This is a genomic window from Pedobacter sp. MR2016-24, from assembly GCF_026239655.1.
Taxonomy (GTDB): domain Bacteria; phylum Bacteroidota; class Bacteroidia; order Sphingobacteriales; family Sphingobacteriaceae; genus Pedobacter.
Genome location: NZ_JAPIVO010000004.1, coordinates 31,666 through 49,591, shown reverse-complemented (window position 1 = coordinate 49,591; position 17,926 = coordinate 31,666). Strand labels below are relative to the sequence as shown.

Sequence of the window (17,926 nt, the reverse complement as noted above, 5' to 3'; positions counted from 1 at the left end):
AACAGTTTTTTATTGCTCACACCATTAGATGGAATTCTTCTTTAATACATATGCGTTCTCGCTCATCTTCTTTGGTAGCATAACACTTCTACTTTCTTTTTATATTTTAAAAAATGAAAGAGGCGCAGTACGGTGGGTAGGACTTGTGATGCTGTCAAATTCCATCTGGTCCGTAGCCTACGGATTTGAACTTGCCAGCAGCAATGCAGATCAAATGAAATTCTTTGTGAATATTGAATATCTTGGGATAACGACTTTACCAGTTATCTGGTTTCTTTATTGCATGGAGCTGGTGGAAAAAGATCAGTGGTTTAAGAAAACGAGCAATAAGCTTTTAATTTCTGTTATCCCTGTACTTACGCTTTTACTGGTTTGGACGAATGATTTCCACCACATTCATTACGAGCAGATCAGTATCGACAGGTCCGGCGATTTCCCTATGCTCGCCCTCGTACCTGGCCCATCATTCCGGATATTTACTTTATTTTTTTACTGCCTGCTCTTAATAGGAAGTTATCTGCTGATTGTGAAGTTCAGGAAATCTGATGCCGCCTACAGAAAGCAAAATTACATCGTAATGATAGCTGCATTTATCCCATGGGCAGCGAATATTTCCTACATGGCTGGCTTGCGTCCGCTAACACACCTTGATCTTACGCCTTACGCCTTCTTATTGTCCTCCATACTGCTGTTCATATGGATCTACAATATGAAACTTTTCGATATACTGCCCGTAGCCAGAAAAAAAATACTTGATCTGATGCAGGATGGTTTTGTAGTGCTGGATCAGCAAAAAAGAATTATTGATTACAATGCCGCCTTTATCTATTATACAGGAATCAAAACTCAAAAAATTGCTGGTAAAAAATTAGAAGAAGTATTAAAAGACCAACCCTCACTTCTTGCATTAGTCAGTCAGCATTATTCAGGTAAACATCCATTATTCATCAATACAGTAACAGGAACTACCGAGATGGAAGCAGATGTAAGGATCCTGGAAGAACATCGTCCTGATCACAGTGCAATGATCATCAAATTGCAGGATATTACAGAACTCAGAAAAGAAGCGGTAAAGTCTCAACAACAGACAGAGGAGTTGAAAACGCTGAATGCTTTAAAAGACAGAATATTTTCCATCATGGCGCATGATCTGAGAGGGCCGCTTTTAAACCTTTCTGAGGTATTGAAAATGGTTAACGACAATACGATCAGCATTGAAGAATTTAAGATGTTATCCCCTACTTTAAATAAAGATATAGCCTATACTGCAGATCTGCTGGAAAACATTTTGCACTGGTCCAGGAGTCAGCTGAATGGCTACGGTATCAATATAGAAGTATTTGACCTGAAAAAGCTGATTAATGACGAGGTAACTTATCATTTACCATCAGCAAACTCAAAGAAAATAACCGTAATTCAGGACATCCCGGATGATACTACTGCTTATGCAGACATGCTGATGATGCAGATTGTATTAAGGAACCTGATTACCAATGCCATCAAATTCTGTAAGGAAACCTGTCTGATTGAAATTTTTATACAAGAAGGAACTGAAGATTTTGTGAGTATCTGCCTGCGTGATAATGGTGTAGGAATGTCTGCTGAAACAGCTAAAAGACTGTTTAGCGGAGAAAACATCTCCAGCCGGGGTACGCAAAATGAAAAAGGTACGGGCCTGGGCCTGATGGTGTGCAGAGACTTTATGGAAAGAAACGGCGGAACAATTGCCATGGAAAGCAAACTGGGTCTTGGCACATCTTTTTGCCTGAATATCCCGATAGCAGAAAAAAAATAAGGACCTCAAATTAGAGGTCCCTGAATGACTAGTGTCCGGTAGCTTCGTCAATAATTTGTTGCTCTTTTAAAGCGTCAACATTATTTTTATTTCCAAAGTTCTGCGTTTTGTCTGCAAAATATTCAAGTATACCCACTATAGTATCAAGGTTATCTGCTACTCTTTGGTGCATATCTGGTAAATCTTTTTCTAATCTTTTATCACCCAGCTCTATATTATCTACTTCAATTTTTCCTATCTTTTGAATAATTGCCTGTTGTGAATGTTGTAAGTCTTCTAATTCTCTTACAATTTTCTCCATTAATTCAAACTTCTTTAAAGTATCCATATGATTATCTGTTATTTTTAAATTCAATTATCTAAATAGGATTGACCAATTACCTTGCCAAGAATAGGTTTCTTTCAGGATATGTGATTATTTTTGATTAATCTGGCCACATATTTCCCGATAATATCAAACTCCAGATTCACCGTATCACCCACGTGAACCTCATGAAGATTGGTATGTTCATGTGTGTAAGGAATAATAAAAACAGAGAACTCATCATCAGTAGAATTCACTACAGTCAGACTAATTCCATTTACACAAACAGATCCTTTTTCAACCGTTACATTTCCTTTTTCAGCCTGATATTTAAAGCGGTATTCCCAGCTTCCGTCCAATTCTTCCCTAAGTATACAGACCCCGGTCTGATCCACATGCCCCTGCACAATATGTCCGTCCAGCCGACCATTCATCTGCATGCAACGTTCTAAATTAATTTTGTTATTTACCTTCAGATGCTGAAGATTTGTTTTCTGCAGCGTTTCCTGTATGGCGGTAACGGTATAAGTGTCTTCTGTTAACGATACTACCGTTAAACATACACCGTTATGTGCTACACTCTGGTCAATTTTCAGTTCGTTACTTAAAGTTGACGCGATAATAAAGTGAAGATTAGTTCCTTCTTCGATTATCTGGGAGACCGTTCCCATTGTTTCAATAATTCCTGTAAACATAATTCTAATTCAATTTCTTCCGGTTGCTGTACCAGTTATTTTGCAGTTCTGTTTTGACCGGAATCAAAGCAGCTGTATTTTTATCTTTTAATTGTTTCAGTGCCACAATCGCTGCGATCAGTGCTTCTTCCTCATCAATTTCTTCCGGTTCTTCCGGGTTATAATATTTACTCACAAAATGCGTATCGAAGTTTCCTGTAATAAATGCTGAATGTTGCATTACAAACCTACCGAAGTTTAAAGTAGTTTGAATTCCTGTAATGTCATATTCTTCAATAGCTCTTAACATTCTTGCAATCGCTTCCGTTCGGTCTTTTCCGTAAGTAATCAGTTTGGCGATCATAGGATCATAATAAATAGGAATCTCCATTCCCTCCTCATAACCATCATCTACCCGTACACCATTTCCCTTAGGCGTGCAATAAGTTTGAAGTGTACCGATATCGGGAAGAAAGTCATGTTTTGGATCTTCAGCATAAATTCTCAGTTCAATTGCATGGCCGCTAATCTTCAAATCTTCCTGACTGTAGGCAAGCAACTCCCCGCGTGCTACCCTGATCTGTTCCTTTACCAGGTCGAGCCCCGTAATCATTTCTGTAACCGGATGTTCAACCTGTAACCTGGTATTCATTTCAAGAAAGAAAAAGTCCAGGTTTTCATCCAGAATAAATTCGACGGTTCCTGCGCCGGTATAAGCCACCGAACGGGCAACATCTACAGCACATTTACCCATCCTGGCTCTCAGCTCATTACTGATTACACTTGAGGGAGCCTCCTCTATTACTTTCTGATGTCTGCGCTGTACAGAACATTCCCTTTCAAAAAGATGAACGATATGACCATGGTGATCACCAAGAATTTGTATTTCAATATGTCTGGGTGACGAGACATATCTTTCAATAAATACAGCGCCATCACCAAAAGCAGTTATTGCTTCACTTACAGCCAGCTGCATCTGTTCTTCAAACACCGTTTCATCACTAACAATCCGCATCCCTTTTCCGCCGCCGCCAGCAGCTGCTTTAATCAGAATAGGGAACCCGATCTCCTGTGCCCTTAGCTTTGCATCTTCTATAGAAGTAATTGCCTCGTCGGTCCCGGGTACCATAGGTATCTGGTATTTGAGTGCTGCGGCCTTGGCCGACAACTTATTGCCCATAATCTCCATCGCCTCAGGAGAGGGACCAATCAAAATTAAACCCGCATCCTGTACCATCCTGGCAAAGCTAGCATTTTCAGACAGAAAACCATATCCGGGATGAATGGCACCTGCACCTGTCAGTTTACAGGCTTCAATAATTTTGTGACCATCCAGATAGGATTGGCTCGCGGCAGAAGGGCCTATAAATACAGCCTCATCTGCATAACGAACATGCAGCGCGTCCCTGTCTGCTTCAGAAAATACCGCCACGGTACTGATTCCCATCTCCTTTGCAGAGCGCATCACCCTTAATGCGATCTCTCCCCTGTTGGCAATTAAGATTTTTTGCATAAGCAATATTATGAATTGATAGTTGGATTTAGATTTTTGATAATTTCAACTGCCTGATCTATCATTGCAGACGTGATATCTAAATGGGTCACAAACCTTACCGTATCTGCACCAGTTGCCCCACATAAAATACCCTTCGCATTTAAACTGCTGATTATACTTGCAGCAGTATAGGAAGATTTCACTTTAAAAATTACGATGTTCGTTTCTACGGGCATCACCGAGTCAACAAAATCAGCTGCTGTTAATGTTGCAGCCAGAGTAGCAGCATGTGCATGGTCTTGCGATAAACGCCCTACATGATGATCCAAAGCATAAATACCCGCAGCAGCGAGGAAACCCGACTGCCGCATTCCACCACCAAAGGCTTTGCGAATTTTTCTTGCTTTATGAATAGTATCTTTAGATCCCAGTAACACTGAACCTACCGGTGCACCTAATCCTTTTGATAGGCAAACAGAAATTCCGTCAAAGTATTGTCCATAGTCAGCTGCTGAATCACCAGTTGCACTCAGCGCATTGAATATCCGGGCTCCATCCAGATGAAGTTTTAATACTCTGTTTTTACACAATCTGGCTATTGGTGCAATTTGTTCTAAAGTATAACATGAACCGCCACCCTTATTAATAGTATTTTCCAATACAACGAGCGTAGAATTGGGGTAGTGGATATTGTCTTCATTGATTTCCGGCTCAATCATTCCTGCTGTAATGATGCCCCTTTGGCCATGCAGTAATCTGACTGAAGCCATAGAGTGGTAAGCAATTCCGCCTCCTTCATAGCGATAGACGTGTGCTGTCTGATCACAAATCACTTCATCCATAGGCTGGGTAAAACACTTAATTGCAAGCTGATTTGTCATTGTCCCGGAAGGGCAAAATAACCCCGCTTCCATATTGAAAAGCGCAGAAAGTTTGTTTTCCAGCGCAATTACCGTCTCGTCTTCGCCATAGACATCATCCCCCACTTTTGCAGCAAACATGGCTGCTTTCATCTCTGTTGTAGGTAACGTCACCGTATCACTTCTAAAGTCTATTTTTTCTAACATAATTAAATTTGGAAACTACTTCAATATTACCTTTTTACAATCGTTTTTGTGCAAAAACATGAAATTATTACAAACATGCCTATCCGGGTATGACTTTTTTAAAATCAAACAAAAGCGCAGTAATACATTTATTATCACCTAGTTATTAGCACTTTAAATATATTTTACGCTAAATTTCAGCATAAAGATGCGATCTTCACCAACATTCAATTTTATTAAAATTTGGAATTTAAAATAACAAACATCATTTTAGCTTAGTGTTATTTTAACAATATCCTGTTTTGACTGTTCCAAAAATGAGCAATTGGAGCCATACAGTTTTCAAAGGGTTATCAATAACCATACTTATAAACCAAACATTTGATAAATTAAAATTATGAAAAAAAACAGTTTTAGCGTGTCAGGAATATTTACATTTACTCCCCAAAAATCAAATTAAGATGATAGTTATCGCAGATGGTGGTTCAACCAAAACCAATTGGTGTTTAATTAATGAAGCTGGTAGAAAAATTCATTTCAATACCGAAGGTTACAATCCGTATTTTTCAGATACAGATTATATTGTTGGATCTTTAAAAAAGTCTTTACCAGATCATTTAGAGGCTGATAAACTAACAGAGGTCTACTACTACGGGGCAGGTTGTTCAACTGATGCTAAAAAGAAAATTGTTGCCGATGCGATGAGCCAGGTCTTTGAGAACGCAGAAATCAACATTGGCCATGATTTACTGGCTTCATGCCGTGCTTTACTTGGTGATGAACCAGGATTCGCAGCGATATTAGGAACCGGAACGAACTCTTGTCTTTATGATGGTAGCGATATCTCTCTGAATATTGATTCCCTGGGTTACTTTTTAGGTGATGAAGGAAGCGGATGTTTCATAGGCAAACGAATTCTGAGCGACTACATGAAGGGTTATATGCCCAAAGGACTAAGAGAAAGTTTCTACGATAATTTCGCTTTAACCAACGAAGATATCTTTGATAACATTTATAACAAACCTCTTCCCAATCGTTTTTGTGCAGGATTCAGTAAGTTTCTGTATGACTACAAAGATACTTATGAAGATTATACCTTCTCTACCGTAGAATATGCGTTCACTGCATTTTTTGAAAACCTGGTTATCCACTATCCTAACTATAAAGACTACAAACTAAATTGTGTAGGTTCAGTAGGATATAGCTTTAGAGATATCCTGAGTATAGTGGCCGACAGATACGAGATGGGTGTCGGAAAAATCATTCGCTCACCTATAGATGATCTGGTAGATTACCATATGCAAACCGCAAAAAATCTAAAATAAATCATACAGAAAAGCCGGGCTAAAATTAATTTCAGCCCGGCTTTTCTGTATATGGAAATATTTAAAAGGAAATCTCTTTCCCAAATAACTTACCGTATTTTCGCTTATCAAAACGGTATAAGGTAGCAGCTCTGAAGGACACGCCTTTTTGCTTTTCATTCAGGTCTTTCAGCACATTGAAACTCAGCATTTTTTTTCTAAAGTTCCTCTTATCCAACTTCTTACCTAAAATTACTTCATAAACATTTTGCAACTGGGTGAGGGTAAACTTTTCCGGCAGCAACTCAAAAGCTATAGGCTGATGCTTAATTCTTCGCTTGATTTTTTCCAGTCCCTGATCAAATATTTTCTGGTGGTCAAACGCAAGTTTTGGTAACTCATTTACATTGATCCAATACGCTTGTTTCGCATAGGAACTGACAGGTTTCAAGACCCTGTCTCCTCCCAGACGCAACATTGCGTAATAGGCTACTGAAATGATTCTTCCCTGGGGGTGGCGACCAACATCACCAAAAGTATAAAACTGTTCCATGTAAACATTGTCAAGCCCGGTCAGCTCATGCAAAATTCTTGAGGCCGACTGATCCAGACTTTCATTTTCACTTACAAGATTTCCGGGAAGGGCCCACCAATCTTTAAAAGGCTCTTCATTCCTTTCAATCAATAGAATTTTCAACTCACCCTCATCAAAACCGAATAAAATACAGTCGATGGAGAAGGTGGAATTAAAGTGTGGTAAGAGTTCTTTCAAAATATAATTATTAAAAATTAAAGCAAATTAATATACTTGTCAGCGATTTACATAAAATAAATCAAATTAAATTACTTAGTGTAATATTTACACTGTATATTCGTGTCATTAAGCAAATGAAACCAAATATCAAAAATATAGCTGTATTGACATCTGGAGGTGACGCACCCGGGATGAATGCCTGCATAAGAGCCGTTGTACGCACCGGTATATACAATGGTATAAATATGTTTGGAGTTTTCCAAGGATATCAGGGATTAATAGATAATAATATTATTCCCATGGATGCACGTTCCGTGAGCAACATTATACATCTGGGTGGTACAATACTTAAAACAGCACGCTGTTTATCTTTCAAAACAGACGAAGGCATGGACCTTGCGTTTGAAAACTTAAAAGCGCATAATATAGATGCACTCGTAGTGATTGGTGGTGATGGAACCTTTACCGGAGCACGCCGTTTTGCACAGAGACATCAGGTGAATGTAATCGGTGTACCAGGAACAATTGACAATGACCTTTATGGCTCTGACTTTACTTTAGGCTATGATACAGCAATAAATACTGTCATTGAAGCTATAGATAAAATCAGGGATACTGCAGATTCACATGACAGGTTATTTTTTGTTGAGGTAATGGGTCGCGATTCAGGCTGTATCGCATTAAGAAGTGCTATTGCAAGTGGTTCTGAAGCAGTTTTATTGCCGGAAAAAGCAACAAGTATTGATGAATTGGTTAAGCAGCTGGAAATAGGCGCTGCAACTAAGAAATCATCTAGTATTGTCATTGTATCTGAGGGACACAAACAAGGTGGAGCTTACGATATCGCTAAAAGGGTTAAGGAGAAATTCAATCATTATGATACTAAAGTTACTATCCTTGGTCACCTGCAACGCGGAGGAAGCCCAAGTAGTTTCGACCGTATTTTAGGTAGCAGATTGGGATATGCAGCTGTAAACGAACTACTGAAAGGGAATACCCAGAAGATGGTTGGCTTACGGGGAAATGAAATTGCATTAACAAGTTTAGATGAAGCATTAACTGCCCATACATTTAAGCTGGAAAACGATTTATTGGAAATGACTAAAGTTTTATCCATATAATGATGATAGCAGTGGTATATAGCGGATCAAAAACTGCAGTTTGGAAGATTGCCAGAGACGGCAAGACGATAGCAGAATGCACTATGCCCGGTATCAATCCCTGCTTTGTAGACCAGAAAGCATTATTACAGCAGCTGAATAAAAAAACAACCCTGATCAACCATGCGGAACAAATCAAGAAGATCCATGTTTTCGCAGCAGGGGCAACATCAGAGGACAGAAGAAATGAGCTGGCTACTTCACTGGGATTGTTCTTTAAACATAGTAAAATCGATGTTCATGATGATCTGTATGGGGCGGCAAAAGCAGCATGTTATAATGAGAAAGGCATTATTGGCATTTTAGGCAGTGGTGCTAACTGTGCTTATTTTGACGGAACAGAGCTGCAGGATAATAACTTCGGACTTGGTTTTATTCTTGGTGATGAAGGTTCTGCAAATTACCTGGGTAAAATAATCCTTAAAAATTATCTGCAGGAAAAGTTACCTTTGGAACTCCATCATAAGTTCAGTGAAAAATATGATCTGGATAGAACTGAAATACTGGAACGGGTGTATAAAAAAACGCTTGCACAACAATTTTTAAGTTCTTTTTTAGAGTTTTATATAGAGAACAGTACACATGAATACATACATGGTATAATTGATAGTGCTTTTGAGCGTTATTTTGAAGTATACCTTTTACCTACAATAAAATTGCATCCTGGAAATGAAGTTCATTTCATAGGTATTGTTGCAGGGAACTTTCAGGACCGCTTGCGTGCAGTAGCACAGAAATACGGGATTGAAATTACAACGATTACCAAACAACCAATATATAATTTACTTAATTACTATTCAAATTAACAATAATGACAAAGATTGGAATAAACGGTTTTGGCCGTATCGGCAGATTAGTTTTTAGAGCTGCTTTAAAAAGAGGTTTAGATGTTGTTGCAATAAATGACTTAGTTGAGCCAGATTACATGGCTTACATGTTAAAGTATGATACTACGCATGGACGCTTTGATGGTACTATCGAAGTTGTTGACGGAAACCTTGTGGTTAACGGAAAAACAATTCGTATCACAGCAGAAAGAGATCCTGCAAACTTAAAATGGAATGAAGTTGGTGTAGAAACAGTTATTGAATCTACAGGCTTATTCTTAACTCAGGTTGATGCTGAGAAACACATCACTGCAGGTGCAAAAAGAGTTGTTCTTTCAGCACCAGCTAAAGACGATTCAATCCCTACTTACGTAATGGGTGTGAATCATGATAAATTAACAGCAGATCAAACTGTTGTTTCTAACGCTTCCTGTACTACAAACTGCCTTGCTCCTATTGCTAAGGTATTAAATGATAACTGGGGTATTGCTGAAGGCCTGATGAGTACAGTACATGCTGTAACAGCAACTCAGAAAACTGTTGATGGTCCGTCTGCAAAAGACTGGAGAGGTGGACGTGGTGGTTTCTCTAACATCATCCCTTCTGCTACAGGTGCTGCTAAAGCAGTAACTAAAGTAATTCCTGAGCTTAAAGGCAAATTAACTGGTATGGCTTTCCGTGTTCCGGTTGCTGATGTATCAGTTGTAGATTTAACAGTACGCTTAGAAAGACCAGCTACTTATCAGCAAATCAAAGATGCAATGAAAGCTGCTTCTGAAGGTGAGTTGAAAGGTGTGTTAGGTTACACTGAAGATGAGGTTGTTTCATCTGACTTTATCGGTGATGACCACGCTTCTATTTTTGATGCTAATGCGGGTATCGCATTAAATGACAACTTCGTAAAAGTAGTTTCATGGTATGACAACGAGTGGGGCTATTCTTCTGCATTAGCTAAATTCGTAGAATACTACGGAAACTTAAAATAAAACCCGTTCATACAGGTTTATATTTGGTTAGAAAAAGGACGCCTCTGGATGGAGCGTCCTTTTCTTGTTTCCGGTACTATTTGCTTTGTTTAAGTATAATAGCGCCTAATGGAGGTAGATTTACCTCAATAGAATATTCTCTGTGATTGCCGGGAATCTGCTCAGGTTTGAACACGTCTTTATTCAGTTTACCGCTGCCGAAAAACTCTTCTGCATCGCTGCTAAAGATCTCTTTCCAATTCGCTTTAAAAGGCAAACCAATCCGGTAGTTTTCTCTATAGACAGGGGTCATATTCAGGATCACAATTAAGGTATCTTCCGCTTTATGACCTTTCCTGGTGTAGATATAAATAGAATGGTTTACATCATCCGCACTGATCCATTCAAATCCCTCAGGGGAAAAATTAAAATCATGTAGCCCCGGCTCTGAACGATACAGATGATTTAAAGCCTTAACAAAAGTCTGCATGCCCAGATGGGAAGGATATTGTAATAAATCCCAGTCCAGCGACTTCGTAAAATTCCACTCCCCGTTCTGCGCAATTTCATTGCCCATAAAAAGTAGTTTGGTACCAGGCTGGGTAAACATATAAGCATACAGTAACCTGAGATTGGCATGTTTGCGCCACTCATCACCCGGCATCTTATAAATCATGGAAGATTTGCCATGTACCACCTCATCATGTGAAAAAGGCAGCATAAACTTTTCAGTAAAGGCATAGGTAATACTGAAGGTAAGTTGATGATGATTAAACTTCCTGTCGATAGGATCGGTCTTAAAATACTTTAAGGTATCGTTCATCCATCCCATCATCCACTTCATCCCAAAACCCAGACCGCCTTCAGCTACAGGACGTGTTACGCCCGGATAAGTACTGCTTTCTTCTGCTATAGTCTGTACACCTTTAAAATTAACAGCTATAGATTCATTCATATCCTGCAAAAACTGTATTGCACCTAGATTTTCTGAACCACCATATTCATTGGTGCCGGACTGCTCCGGTGTTCTGGAAAAGTCGAAGTATAACATAGAAGCCACCGCATCCACACGAAGTCCGTCCGCATGAAACTGATCAACCCAGTACATCGCGTTGCTGACCAGGAAAGAGCGTACTTCAGGTCGGTCATAGTTAAAGATATAAGACTTCCAGTCGGGATGAAACCCTTTACGCATATCTGCATGTTCATACAAATGGGTTCCGTCAAAATGATACAGACCATGTGCATCCCCCGGGAAATGTGAAGGTACCCAATCCAGAATAACCCCTATTCCACTGGCATGAAGCTGCTCCACCAGGTACATCAGCTCCTGTGGTGTACCATGCCTCGAACTCGCCGCAAAATATCCCGTAATCTGATAACCCCATGAAGGGAAATAAGGATATTCCATAATCGGCATCAGCTCTACGTGTGTAAAGCCCATTTCAACTACATAAGGAACTAAACTATTCGCAATCTCTTTATAGGTCAGGATTCTGTCAGGCTCCGAAGGATCACGTTGCCAGGAGCCTAAGTGCAGTTCATAAACAGACATTGGCTCACTATCAGCATTTATCTTTTCACGCTTTTTGATCCAGCTTTTGTCCTTCCAGGAGTAATCAGTATCCCATATCACAGATGCTGTTTGCGGAGGATGTTCCCACCGGGTGGCAAAAGGATCACCCTTTTCATAAGCCACTCCATCAAATCCTGTGATAAAGTACTTGTAAACCTCTCCTTTGCCCAGCGCAGGTATAAAACCTTCCCAGATTCCGGAGCTGTCCAGACGTTTGTATAAACGGTGTGTTTTACCCCATTCATTAAAATTACCTGCAACATATACATCCTGCGCATTCGGTGCCCAGACTGCAAAATAAGTTCCGTTGGTTTTATGGAGTGTCAGCAAATGCGCTCCCATCTTTTCATAAAGACGGAAGTGCTTGCCGGTAACAAATAAAGAAATATCGAAGTCTGTCAGCAGACTATAAATCCATACAGGTTGATCAGTATTTTCTACTGTTTCTTTTTTAACAGAGCTATCCTGTTTTTTTTTGGCCATCATTAAAAGGAATTATGATCAGTGCCTTTTTTTATCAGGCACCTAATATTTGGATTTCAGAAAAGTTCTTGTTGGATTTAAAGCGCAAACAATTTTGATCGTCGATAAGGTAATCTTTAATTTCCTTACCATCCAATGTTATTTTTCTTACTCCAAAAGGAATGCCAATTAAATTATAATTATAAAGTTCGTAATTAGGTGTATACAGCCCTTCTATCTTTTGATGAATAATCAAATGACGTGCAGAGCCTTTAACAATAAACTTCTTCTCTGAATAAATATCCTGCTCATAAGCAAAAGTATCCCCGTGATCTTCAAAAAAGAATGAATTCACTTCGTAGTCAGCATAATAAATATTTAATAATACTTCTTCAACATGCTTCTCTCCTACGTATTGCATCACAGGATATTCAGGGATGACAGCACCAGCCTTAATGAAAATAGGCATATCTTCCAGCGGTGCTTCAATTAAATGCTCTGTGCCACCAGCAAGGAGCTCATGTGTCCAGAAATTATACCATTGGCCTTTCGGTAAATAAACCTGTCTGGAGTTAGCCCCCTGTTCCAGGATAGGACATACCAATATCTTATCTCCATAGGCAAATTCATCCTGTCTGAAGTGATTACTCACATTTTCCTGCTCCAGCATAACTAAAGGACGCAGGATAGGAAAACCATAACGGTGATGCTCCCAGAATACCGAATAGAAATAAGGCATTAACCGGTAACGTAACTCGATAAATTTACGGTTGATACTGGTATAAGGCTCACCAAAACTCCAGGGCTCTCTTTCTGCTGTATCACCTGCAGAGTGTGCACGCATAAATGGTGAAAATGTGCCAAGCTGTATCCAGCGGGTAAACAATTCACCATCCGGTTCACCACTGAAGCCACCAATGTCAGTACCACAGAAAGGTACCCCTGAAACAGACATACGCTGACACTGTATATTGCCCATTTTCAGATGCTCCCAGCTCGCTACATTATCACCGGTCCACACACAGCCATAACGCTGCATACCGGAATATCCGGCACGTGTAATGGTAAATGGACGTTTATTACGCATGAGTTTCTTCAGCCCGTCATAGGTAGACCGAACCATCTGCATGCCGTAAACATTATGAGCTTTGCGATGTGATCCCCTGAAGCCATCATAATTATGACGTACGTCATTCGGAAAAGTACCTGCACCAAAAACAGCAGGTTCGTTCATATCATTCCATACGCCTGCAACACCAAGGTCCACCAGCTCTTTATATAATCCGCCCCACCAGTCTCTCACCGTAGGATTAGTAAAATCAGGGAATTGGCATCTTCCGGGCCAAACATGCCCTTCCATGAAATAATCGTCACTTCTTCTGCAGAAGTAATTGTTCTCTTTACCTTCTTTAAAAACCCAGTAATTATCGTCAACTTTAATTCCAGGATCAATCATCACAACGGTTTTAAAACCATCATCAGCAAGTTCTTTGATCATTCTCCGCGGATCAGGAAAATGCTTCTTGTTCCAGGTAAAACAACGGTAACCGTCCATGTAATCAATATCAAAATAGATCGCGTCACAAGGGATATTTCTGGAGCGGAAACCTTCGGCAACTGACTTCACCTTACTTTCCGGATAATAACTCCAGCGGCACTGGTGATAACCCAGCGCCCACTTCGGTGGCATAGGATGTGTACCGGTCAGCGTTTGATATCGTTTTAGCACATCCATCATATGAGGTCCGTGGATATAATAATACTGCAACTCACCACCATCAGCCCAAAAACTGGTTTTATCATTGTCTTCTTTCCCAAAGTCAAAATAGGAACGGAAGGTATTATCAAAGAAAATACCGTAAGCGGACTGCTGATGCACACCTGTATAAAAAGGAATAGTTCTGTATAAAGGATCCTGCTCCCAGCCAAATGAGTAGGCATCAGTATTCCAGTTCTGGAAATGGCGACCACGAAGATTCATGTTACCAGACTTATCACCAAGACCAAAAAAGTTCTCCTCAGGGAAGCATTTTTTAGTCGCAAATACATAATAGCCGCCAAACTCAGCATTCTCTTCCCAATGCATTGGCCGGGCATCTTCGCTCATCACCATTTGAGTAAGGTTCTCTGTAAAGGAGACATGGAAATCGCTTTTTCTGACCTTGCAAGTAATTGTATTGGTAGCAATCGCATAAAAATCTTCATGCTCTTCCATACTGAAAGTACTTACTTTCTGATCAACCACAGGCACTGCATAAGAAAAATCGTCCAGAAAAACACCATGCGGAGCTAAGCGGACGCGAATGATTTCATCACTGACAATCCTCACCTCAACTCTTGCTTCCCCATCGGAAAAGAAAAACCGGTTACCTTCTACTTGTACTTTTTGAATTTGAGTCAGATATTTTTTGACAATCGGCTTTAAATCAAGTACCGGATTGTTTAAATGCTGTATAGTTTCTTCTACTATCTCTTTAATATTCTCGTCGTTCTTTATTTCGTTTCCTTGTTCTTCCAATTCGTCCATAGATATGGTGTGTGTAAAAGTTTTTACGCTGAAATCGCTGATTTCATTAGCTAAAGTGTTAATTATAATCGCAAATGCCAAGATTTTTTTGGATTATAATTCAATTAAAAACAAAAAACCCGGATAGAAATATCCGGGTCTGAGAGACATTGTAATATAGTTTATGGATTAAATGTATAAGCGATATAATAAAGCGCCCCGGCTTTCGGATTGCCAAAAGAGGTAATGTAATAATTATTCAGCACGTTTGAACCGCCGATCTTAATCATTGAATTTACAGCAGGAATTTTCAGGTTAACCTGTGCATCAAGCGAGCCATAGGCAGGCACATCGCCCGAAGCAAAAGAAGAGTTCCAGTAAAACCTGTCCTGCCATCTGTAATTCACATTAAAGCCTACATTCCTGATGATATTTTTATTGCCTATTCCAAAGTTGAAACGGTATTCTGGCGTATTGAAATCATTGATATAATTTTCCGGTAAATCCCCGATTTTATTGTAGGATACATTTCCGCTTAAATTAAATTGACCAAGCAGATAATCCAGTCCCAATGCAGCGCCATAAGAATTAACTTCAGCAGCAGCATTTACCGGCACACCAAACTTAGTAAACGTCCCTCCCTTATTCTGGTATACATCAACTGATGTGATAAAGTTTTTGTATTGATTATAATACGCATAGGCATCTAACAAAAGTCTGGGACCAAGTAATGCTTTATACCCAACTTCGTAGGCTTTCACACTTTCCGGACGCACACCTTTTGGGTCAAAGGTATAACTTTGAAGTAAGGCAGGGTTTGGCGTTCCGGCAGCTGCCGAAGCCAGAAAAGCACGGTAGCTAACATCAGTATAGGGTTTGATATCGTATAATTCATATTTATTCAGGATCTCCGGCAAGCCCCCGATCAGGCGCTGTGAACCACCACCCACCGCCAGATCTATGTATTGATTTTGCGTTGTAGGGTTACGGTAACCTGTCTGGAAGGAGGCTCTGATGTTCTGATTAGGTGCAACAGTAAAAACACCTGTCACACGTGGTGTAAACCTGCCTTCAAAATTTTGATTTTTATCATACCGGCCGGCTACCGTCAGTTTAAATTTATCATTGAACATCTTTTTACCAAGCTGAGCAAAAGCGCCATATTCATCAATATCAAGCTTCCTGTTCAAATCGTCAAAGATGGTTCCGGCCGACCGCAGCTGGTACTTCCTGTAAGAACTTCCGATCTGAAATTCAACTACATTCTTTAAGATATTACTGAAGTTATACATGCCTTCGTAATGGTAAAGGTTCGTTTTATCATCAAACTTAGCTCCTTTACCAGAACTGATCGTATTATTGATAATCGCTTCTTTAGCCGTTTCAAATGCGACAGAACCCGGCTCATACCTTCCCTGATCTGCAGCCGATCTTGCTATCGCATGTGCCTGCGCATCTGTAATGCCGGGATTTAAACGGGCACCCACGTAATTCCCAATATACTGCGGAAACCAGGTCTGAGAAACCTTGGATTGCTCATTGATATAACTGCCCAGAATAGATGAGATATACGAATCGCCGGAGCGCTCCTGTGTAGTATAACCCCTCAGAAAAAAGTCCTGTCCTTTTAATTCCAGTTTATATTGTCCGATGCTAAAATTACGAAGTGAATAACGGTCAGACCCTGTATAAACGGATGTACCAGTACCCCAGTTAGCTTGTGCAACCGCTTCGATTGTACTGTTGAAGCGGTAATAAATGGCTGTAGATGTTTTTAATGACTGGGTATTGTAATCCACCAGGTCACTTTCTTTATAGCCCGTTCTTGATACATTCTGATTAGGGATCAGACCCGGTGTATTTAAACCTGCATAAAAGGGTGCAGTCTGCGCATTAGTGCTTAAAAAACCATTGATCTGAGCCTGATTGGGCACAAGACCACCTGTAGCCTTTCCATAGTTTTCAATAAAAGCAGCCTGTCCCGCATTGAGTACAGATTGTGCAACGTTTCTCATATTCTGACTCACCTCATCACCATACACATTAATCCCGTCATAATTGGGATCTGTACTTCTGTCGCCGCCCTTAGCAGTTCTGGAAGCCCGGTCAAAGTTACTATAGTCATCCGCCACCCAGTCTTTGGCCTGCAAAAACGAAAATGATCCTTTGATCCCGAATTTATTATTCCAAGCCTTAGCTAAACGTACGTCCAGTTGTTTAAATGGCTGAGTGGAGCTATTCCCATCATTCACATGGTTGATCCCGCTCTTAAACTGAAAACTTGCACCCTGATAGTCAAAAGGATTTTTAGAAGTCATCAGTAAAGTCCCATTGATACCACCTGCACCATATAATGCAGAAGAAGCACCCGGCAGCAATTCTACATTGTCTACGTCAAGCTCCGTAATTCCAACAATATTGCCGACAGAGAAATTCAGTCCGGGTGCCTGATTATCCATTCCATCAACGTATTGATTAAAACGGGTATTACCATTAGAGTTAAAGCCCCGGGTATTGACTGATTTAAAAGTTAAACTCTGCGTACTGATTTCTACCCCTTTCATATTGTTCAATGCATCATAAAATGAAGGCGCCGGCAGATCTTTGATCGAAGCCGCACTCATCCGCTCAATAGAAACAGGTGATTCCAGAATTCTTTCGGGTGTGCGTGATGCAGAAATTACTACTTCCTGCCCTAAGATTGATGCGGATTCCAGTTCGATATTTAAATCGTTGGTATTACCATTTACCGGATATTCTGTTTTCGTATAGCCAAGAAAGGAAACAACCAGTGTGAAAGGTACTTTTTCTGTCGTTCGTAATGAAAATTTCCCCGCTTGCCCTGTGGCGGTACCAACAGTTGTTCCTTTAATAGTGATACTTACGCCGGGAATGGGTTCTTTAGTCAGCTTGTCAGACACGTAACCGTTAATGTTGATACTCTGAGCCTTGACGAAGCTTACAGTTGAACATAGCACAAAAAGCAATATAGCTCTTGTTAACAAAGTGTTCATATAATTTATATTTGATTAGAGATGCAGGTTAATTAAGTATAAAC

The 17,926-nt window shown here is 40.0% G+C and carries 13 protein-coding genes; 5 read left to right on the top strand and 8 right to left on the bottom strand.

Features of this window, described 5'->3' with window-relative positions; translation table 11 throughout:
• The first annotated feature begins 28 nt into the window (after positions 1-28).
• Entirely contained in the window at positions 29-1,795 is a 1,767-nt protein-coding gene (locus tag OQX62_RS11380) for a histidine kinase N-terminal 7TM domain-containing protein (RefSeq protein WP_265831657.1), read from the top strand.
• A 28-nt stretch (positions 1,796-1,823) separates the two neighbouring features.
• On the opposite strand, the gene OQX62_RS11375 is transcribed toward OQX62_RS11380, so the two are convergent.
• The 4 genes from OQX62_RS11375 to OQX62_RS11360 form a co-directional block, all read right to left on the bottom strand.
• The gene (locus OQX62_RS11375; RefSeq protein WP_265831656.1) at positions 1,824-2,123 is read right to left on the bottom strand and encodes a hypothetical protein; all 300 of its coding nucleotides are present in this window, start codon (positions 2,121-2,123) and stop codon (positions 1,824-1,826) included.
• A 74-nt stretch (positions 2,124-2,197) separates the two neighbouring features.
• Positions 2,198-2,794 carry a riboflavin synthase gene (locus OQX62_RS11370; protein WP_265831655.1) on the bottom strand — a complete coding sequence of 199 codons (597 nt, stop codon included), beginning with the start codon at positions 2,792-2,794 and terminating at the stop codon, positions 2,198-2,200.
• Positions 2,795-2,798: 4 nt separating this feature from the next.
• Complete coding sequence (gene accC / locus OQX62_RS11365; protein ID WP_265831654.1) at positions 2,799-4,286, bottom strand: acetyl-CoA carboxylase biotin carboxylase subunit; 1,488 nt, start codon at positions 4,284-4,286, stop codon at positions 2,799-2,801.
• Between the two features lie 8 nt (positions 4,287-4,294).
• Positions 4,295-5,335 carry a threonine aldolase family protein gene (locus tag OQX62_RS11360; RefSeq protein ID WP_265831653.1) on the bottom strand — a complete coding sequence of 347 codons (1,041 nt, stop codon included), beginning with the start codon at positions 5,333-5,335 and terminating at the stop codon, positions 4,295-4,297.
• Between the two features lie 440 nt (positions 5,336-5,775).
• Between OQX62_RS11360 and OQX62_RS11355 the strand changes: the two genes are divergently transcribed.
• Complete coding sequence (locus OQX62_RS11355) at positions 5,776-6,639, top strand: N-acetylglucosamine kinase (protein WP_265831652.1); 864 nt, start codon at positions 5,776-5,778, stop codon at positions 6,637-6,639.
• Positions 6,640-6,700: 61 nt separating this feature from the next.
• Here OQX62_RS11355 and OQX62_RS11350 read toward each other — a convergent pair whose 3' ends face one another.
• The gene (locus OQX62_RS11350) at positions 6,701-7,390 is read right to left on the bottom strand and encodes an NUDIX hydrolase (protein ID WP_265831651.1); all 690 of its coding nucleotides are present in this window, start codon (positions 7,388-7,390) and stop codon (positions 6,701-6,703) included.
• Between the two features lie 116 nt (positions 7,391-7,506).
• On the opposite strand from OQX62_RS11350, the gene pfkA reads away from it, so the two are divergent.
• The 3 genes from pfkA to gap are packed head-to-tail and all read left to right on the top strand — an operon-like array spanning position 7,507 to position 10,345.
• Complete coding sequence (gene pfkA, locus OQX62_RS11345; RefSeq protein ID WP_265831650.1) at positions 7,507-8,493, top strand: 6-phosphofructokinase; 987 nt, start codon at positions 7,507-7,509, stop codon at positions 8,491-8,493.
• The gene (locus OQX62_RS11340; RefSeq protein ID WP_265831649.1) at positions 8,493-9,338 is read left to right on the top strand and encodes a hypothetical protein; all 846 of its coding nucleotides are present in this window, start codon (positions 8,493-8,495) and stop codon (positions 9,336-9,338) included. The genes pfkA and OQX62_RS11340 overlap by 1 nt, the downstream gene beginning before the upstream one ends.
• A gap of 5 nt (positions 9,339-9,343) precedes the next feature.
• Positions 9,344-10,345 carry a type I glyceraldehyde-3-phosphate dehydrogenase gene (gap, locus tag OQX62_RS11335; protein ID WP_265831648.1) on the top strand — a complete coding sequence of 334 codons (1,002 nt, stop codon included), beginning with the start codon at positions 9,344-9,346 and terminating at the stop codon, positions 10,343-10,345.
• Between the two features lie 76 nt (positions 10,346-10,421).
• Here gap and glgB read toward each other — a convergent pair whose 3' ends face one another.
• From glgB to OQX62_RS11320, 3 genes are all read right to left on the bottom strand, one after another.
• Positions 10,422-12,386, bottom strand: coding sequence for a 1,4-alpha-glucan branching protein GlgB (gene glgB, locus OQX62_RS11330; protein WP_265831647.1), 1,965 nt, complete (start codon positions 12,384-12,386; stop codon positions 10,422-10,424).
• Between the two features lie 31 nt (positions 12,387-12,417).
• The gene (locus OQX62_RS11325; RefSeq protein WP_265832171.1) at positions 12,418-14,889 is read right to left on the bottom strand and encodes a glycoside hydrolase family 31 protein; all 2,472 of its coding nucleotides are present in this window, start codon (positions 14,887-14,889) and stop codon (positions 12,418-12,420) included.
• A gap of 161 nt (positions 14,890-15,050) precedes the next feature.
• Positions 15,051-17,882 (bottom strand): TonB-dependent receptor, encoded by a 2,832-nt coding sequence (locus tag OQX62_RS11320; RefSeq protein WP_265831646.1) that lies wholly within the window; start codon positions 17,880-17,882, stop codon positions 15,051-15,053.
• Positions 17,883-17,926: the final 44 nt, after the last annotated feature.

Bases quoted from the DNA above. Each gene is read 5' to 3' on its own strand.
- OQX62_RS11380 (WP_265831657.1), top strand. From the start codon at position 29: ATGGAATTCTTCTTTAATACATATGCGTTCTCGCTCATCTTCTTTGGT.
- OQX62_RS11375 (WP_265831656.1), bottom strand. From the start codon at position 2,123: ATGGATACTTTAAAGAAGTTTGAATTAATGGAGAAAATTGTAAGAGAA.
- OQX62_RS11370 (WP_265831655.1), bottom strand. From the start codon at position 2,794: ATGTTTACAGGAATTATTGAAACAATGGGAACGGTCTCCCAGATAATC.
- accC (WP_265831654.1), bottom strand. From the start codon at position 4,286: ATGCAAAAAATCTTAATTGCCAACAGGGGAGAGATCGCATTAAGGGTG.
- OQX62_RS11360 (WP_265831653.1), bottom strand. From the start codon at position 5,335: ATGTTAGAAAAAATAGACTTTAGAAGTGATACGGTGACGTTACCTACA.
- OQX62_RS11355 (WP_265831652.1), top strand. From the start codon at position 5,776: ATGATAGTTATCGCAGATGGTGGTTCAACCAAAACCAATTGGTGTTTA.
- pfkA (WP_265831650.1), top strand. From the start codon at position 7,507: ATGAAACCAAATATCAAAAATATAGCTGTATTGACATCTGGAGGTGAC.
- OQX62_RS11340 (WP_265831649.1), top strand. From the start codon at position 8,493: ATGATGATAGCAGTGGTATATAGCGGATCAAAAACTGCAGTTTGGAAG.
- gap (WP_265831648.1), top strand. From the start codon at position 9,344: ATGACAAAGATTGGAATAAACGGTTTTGGCCGTATCGGCAGATTAGTT.
- glgB (WP_265831647.1), bottom strand. From the start codon at position 12,386: ATGATGGCCAAAAAAAAACAGGATAGCTCTGTTAAAAAAGAAACAGTA.
- OQX62_RS11325 (WP_265832171.1), bottom strand. From the start codon at position 14,889: ATGGACGAATTGGAAGAACAAGGAAACGAAATAAAGAACGACGAGAAT.
- OQX62_RS11320 (WP_265831646.1), bottom strand. From the start codon at position 17,882: ATGAACACTTTGTTAACAAGAGCTATATTGCTTTTTGTGCTATGTTCA.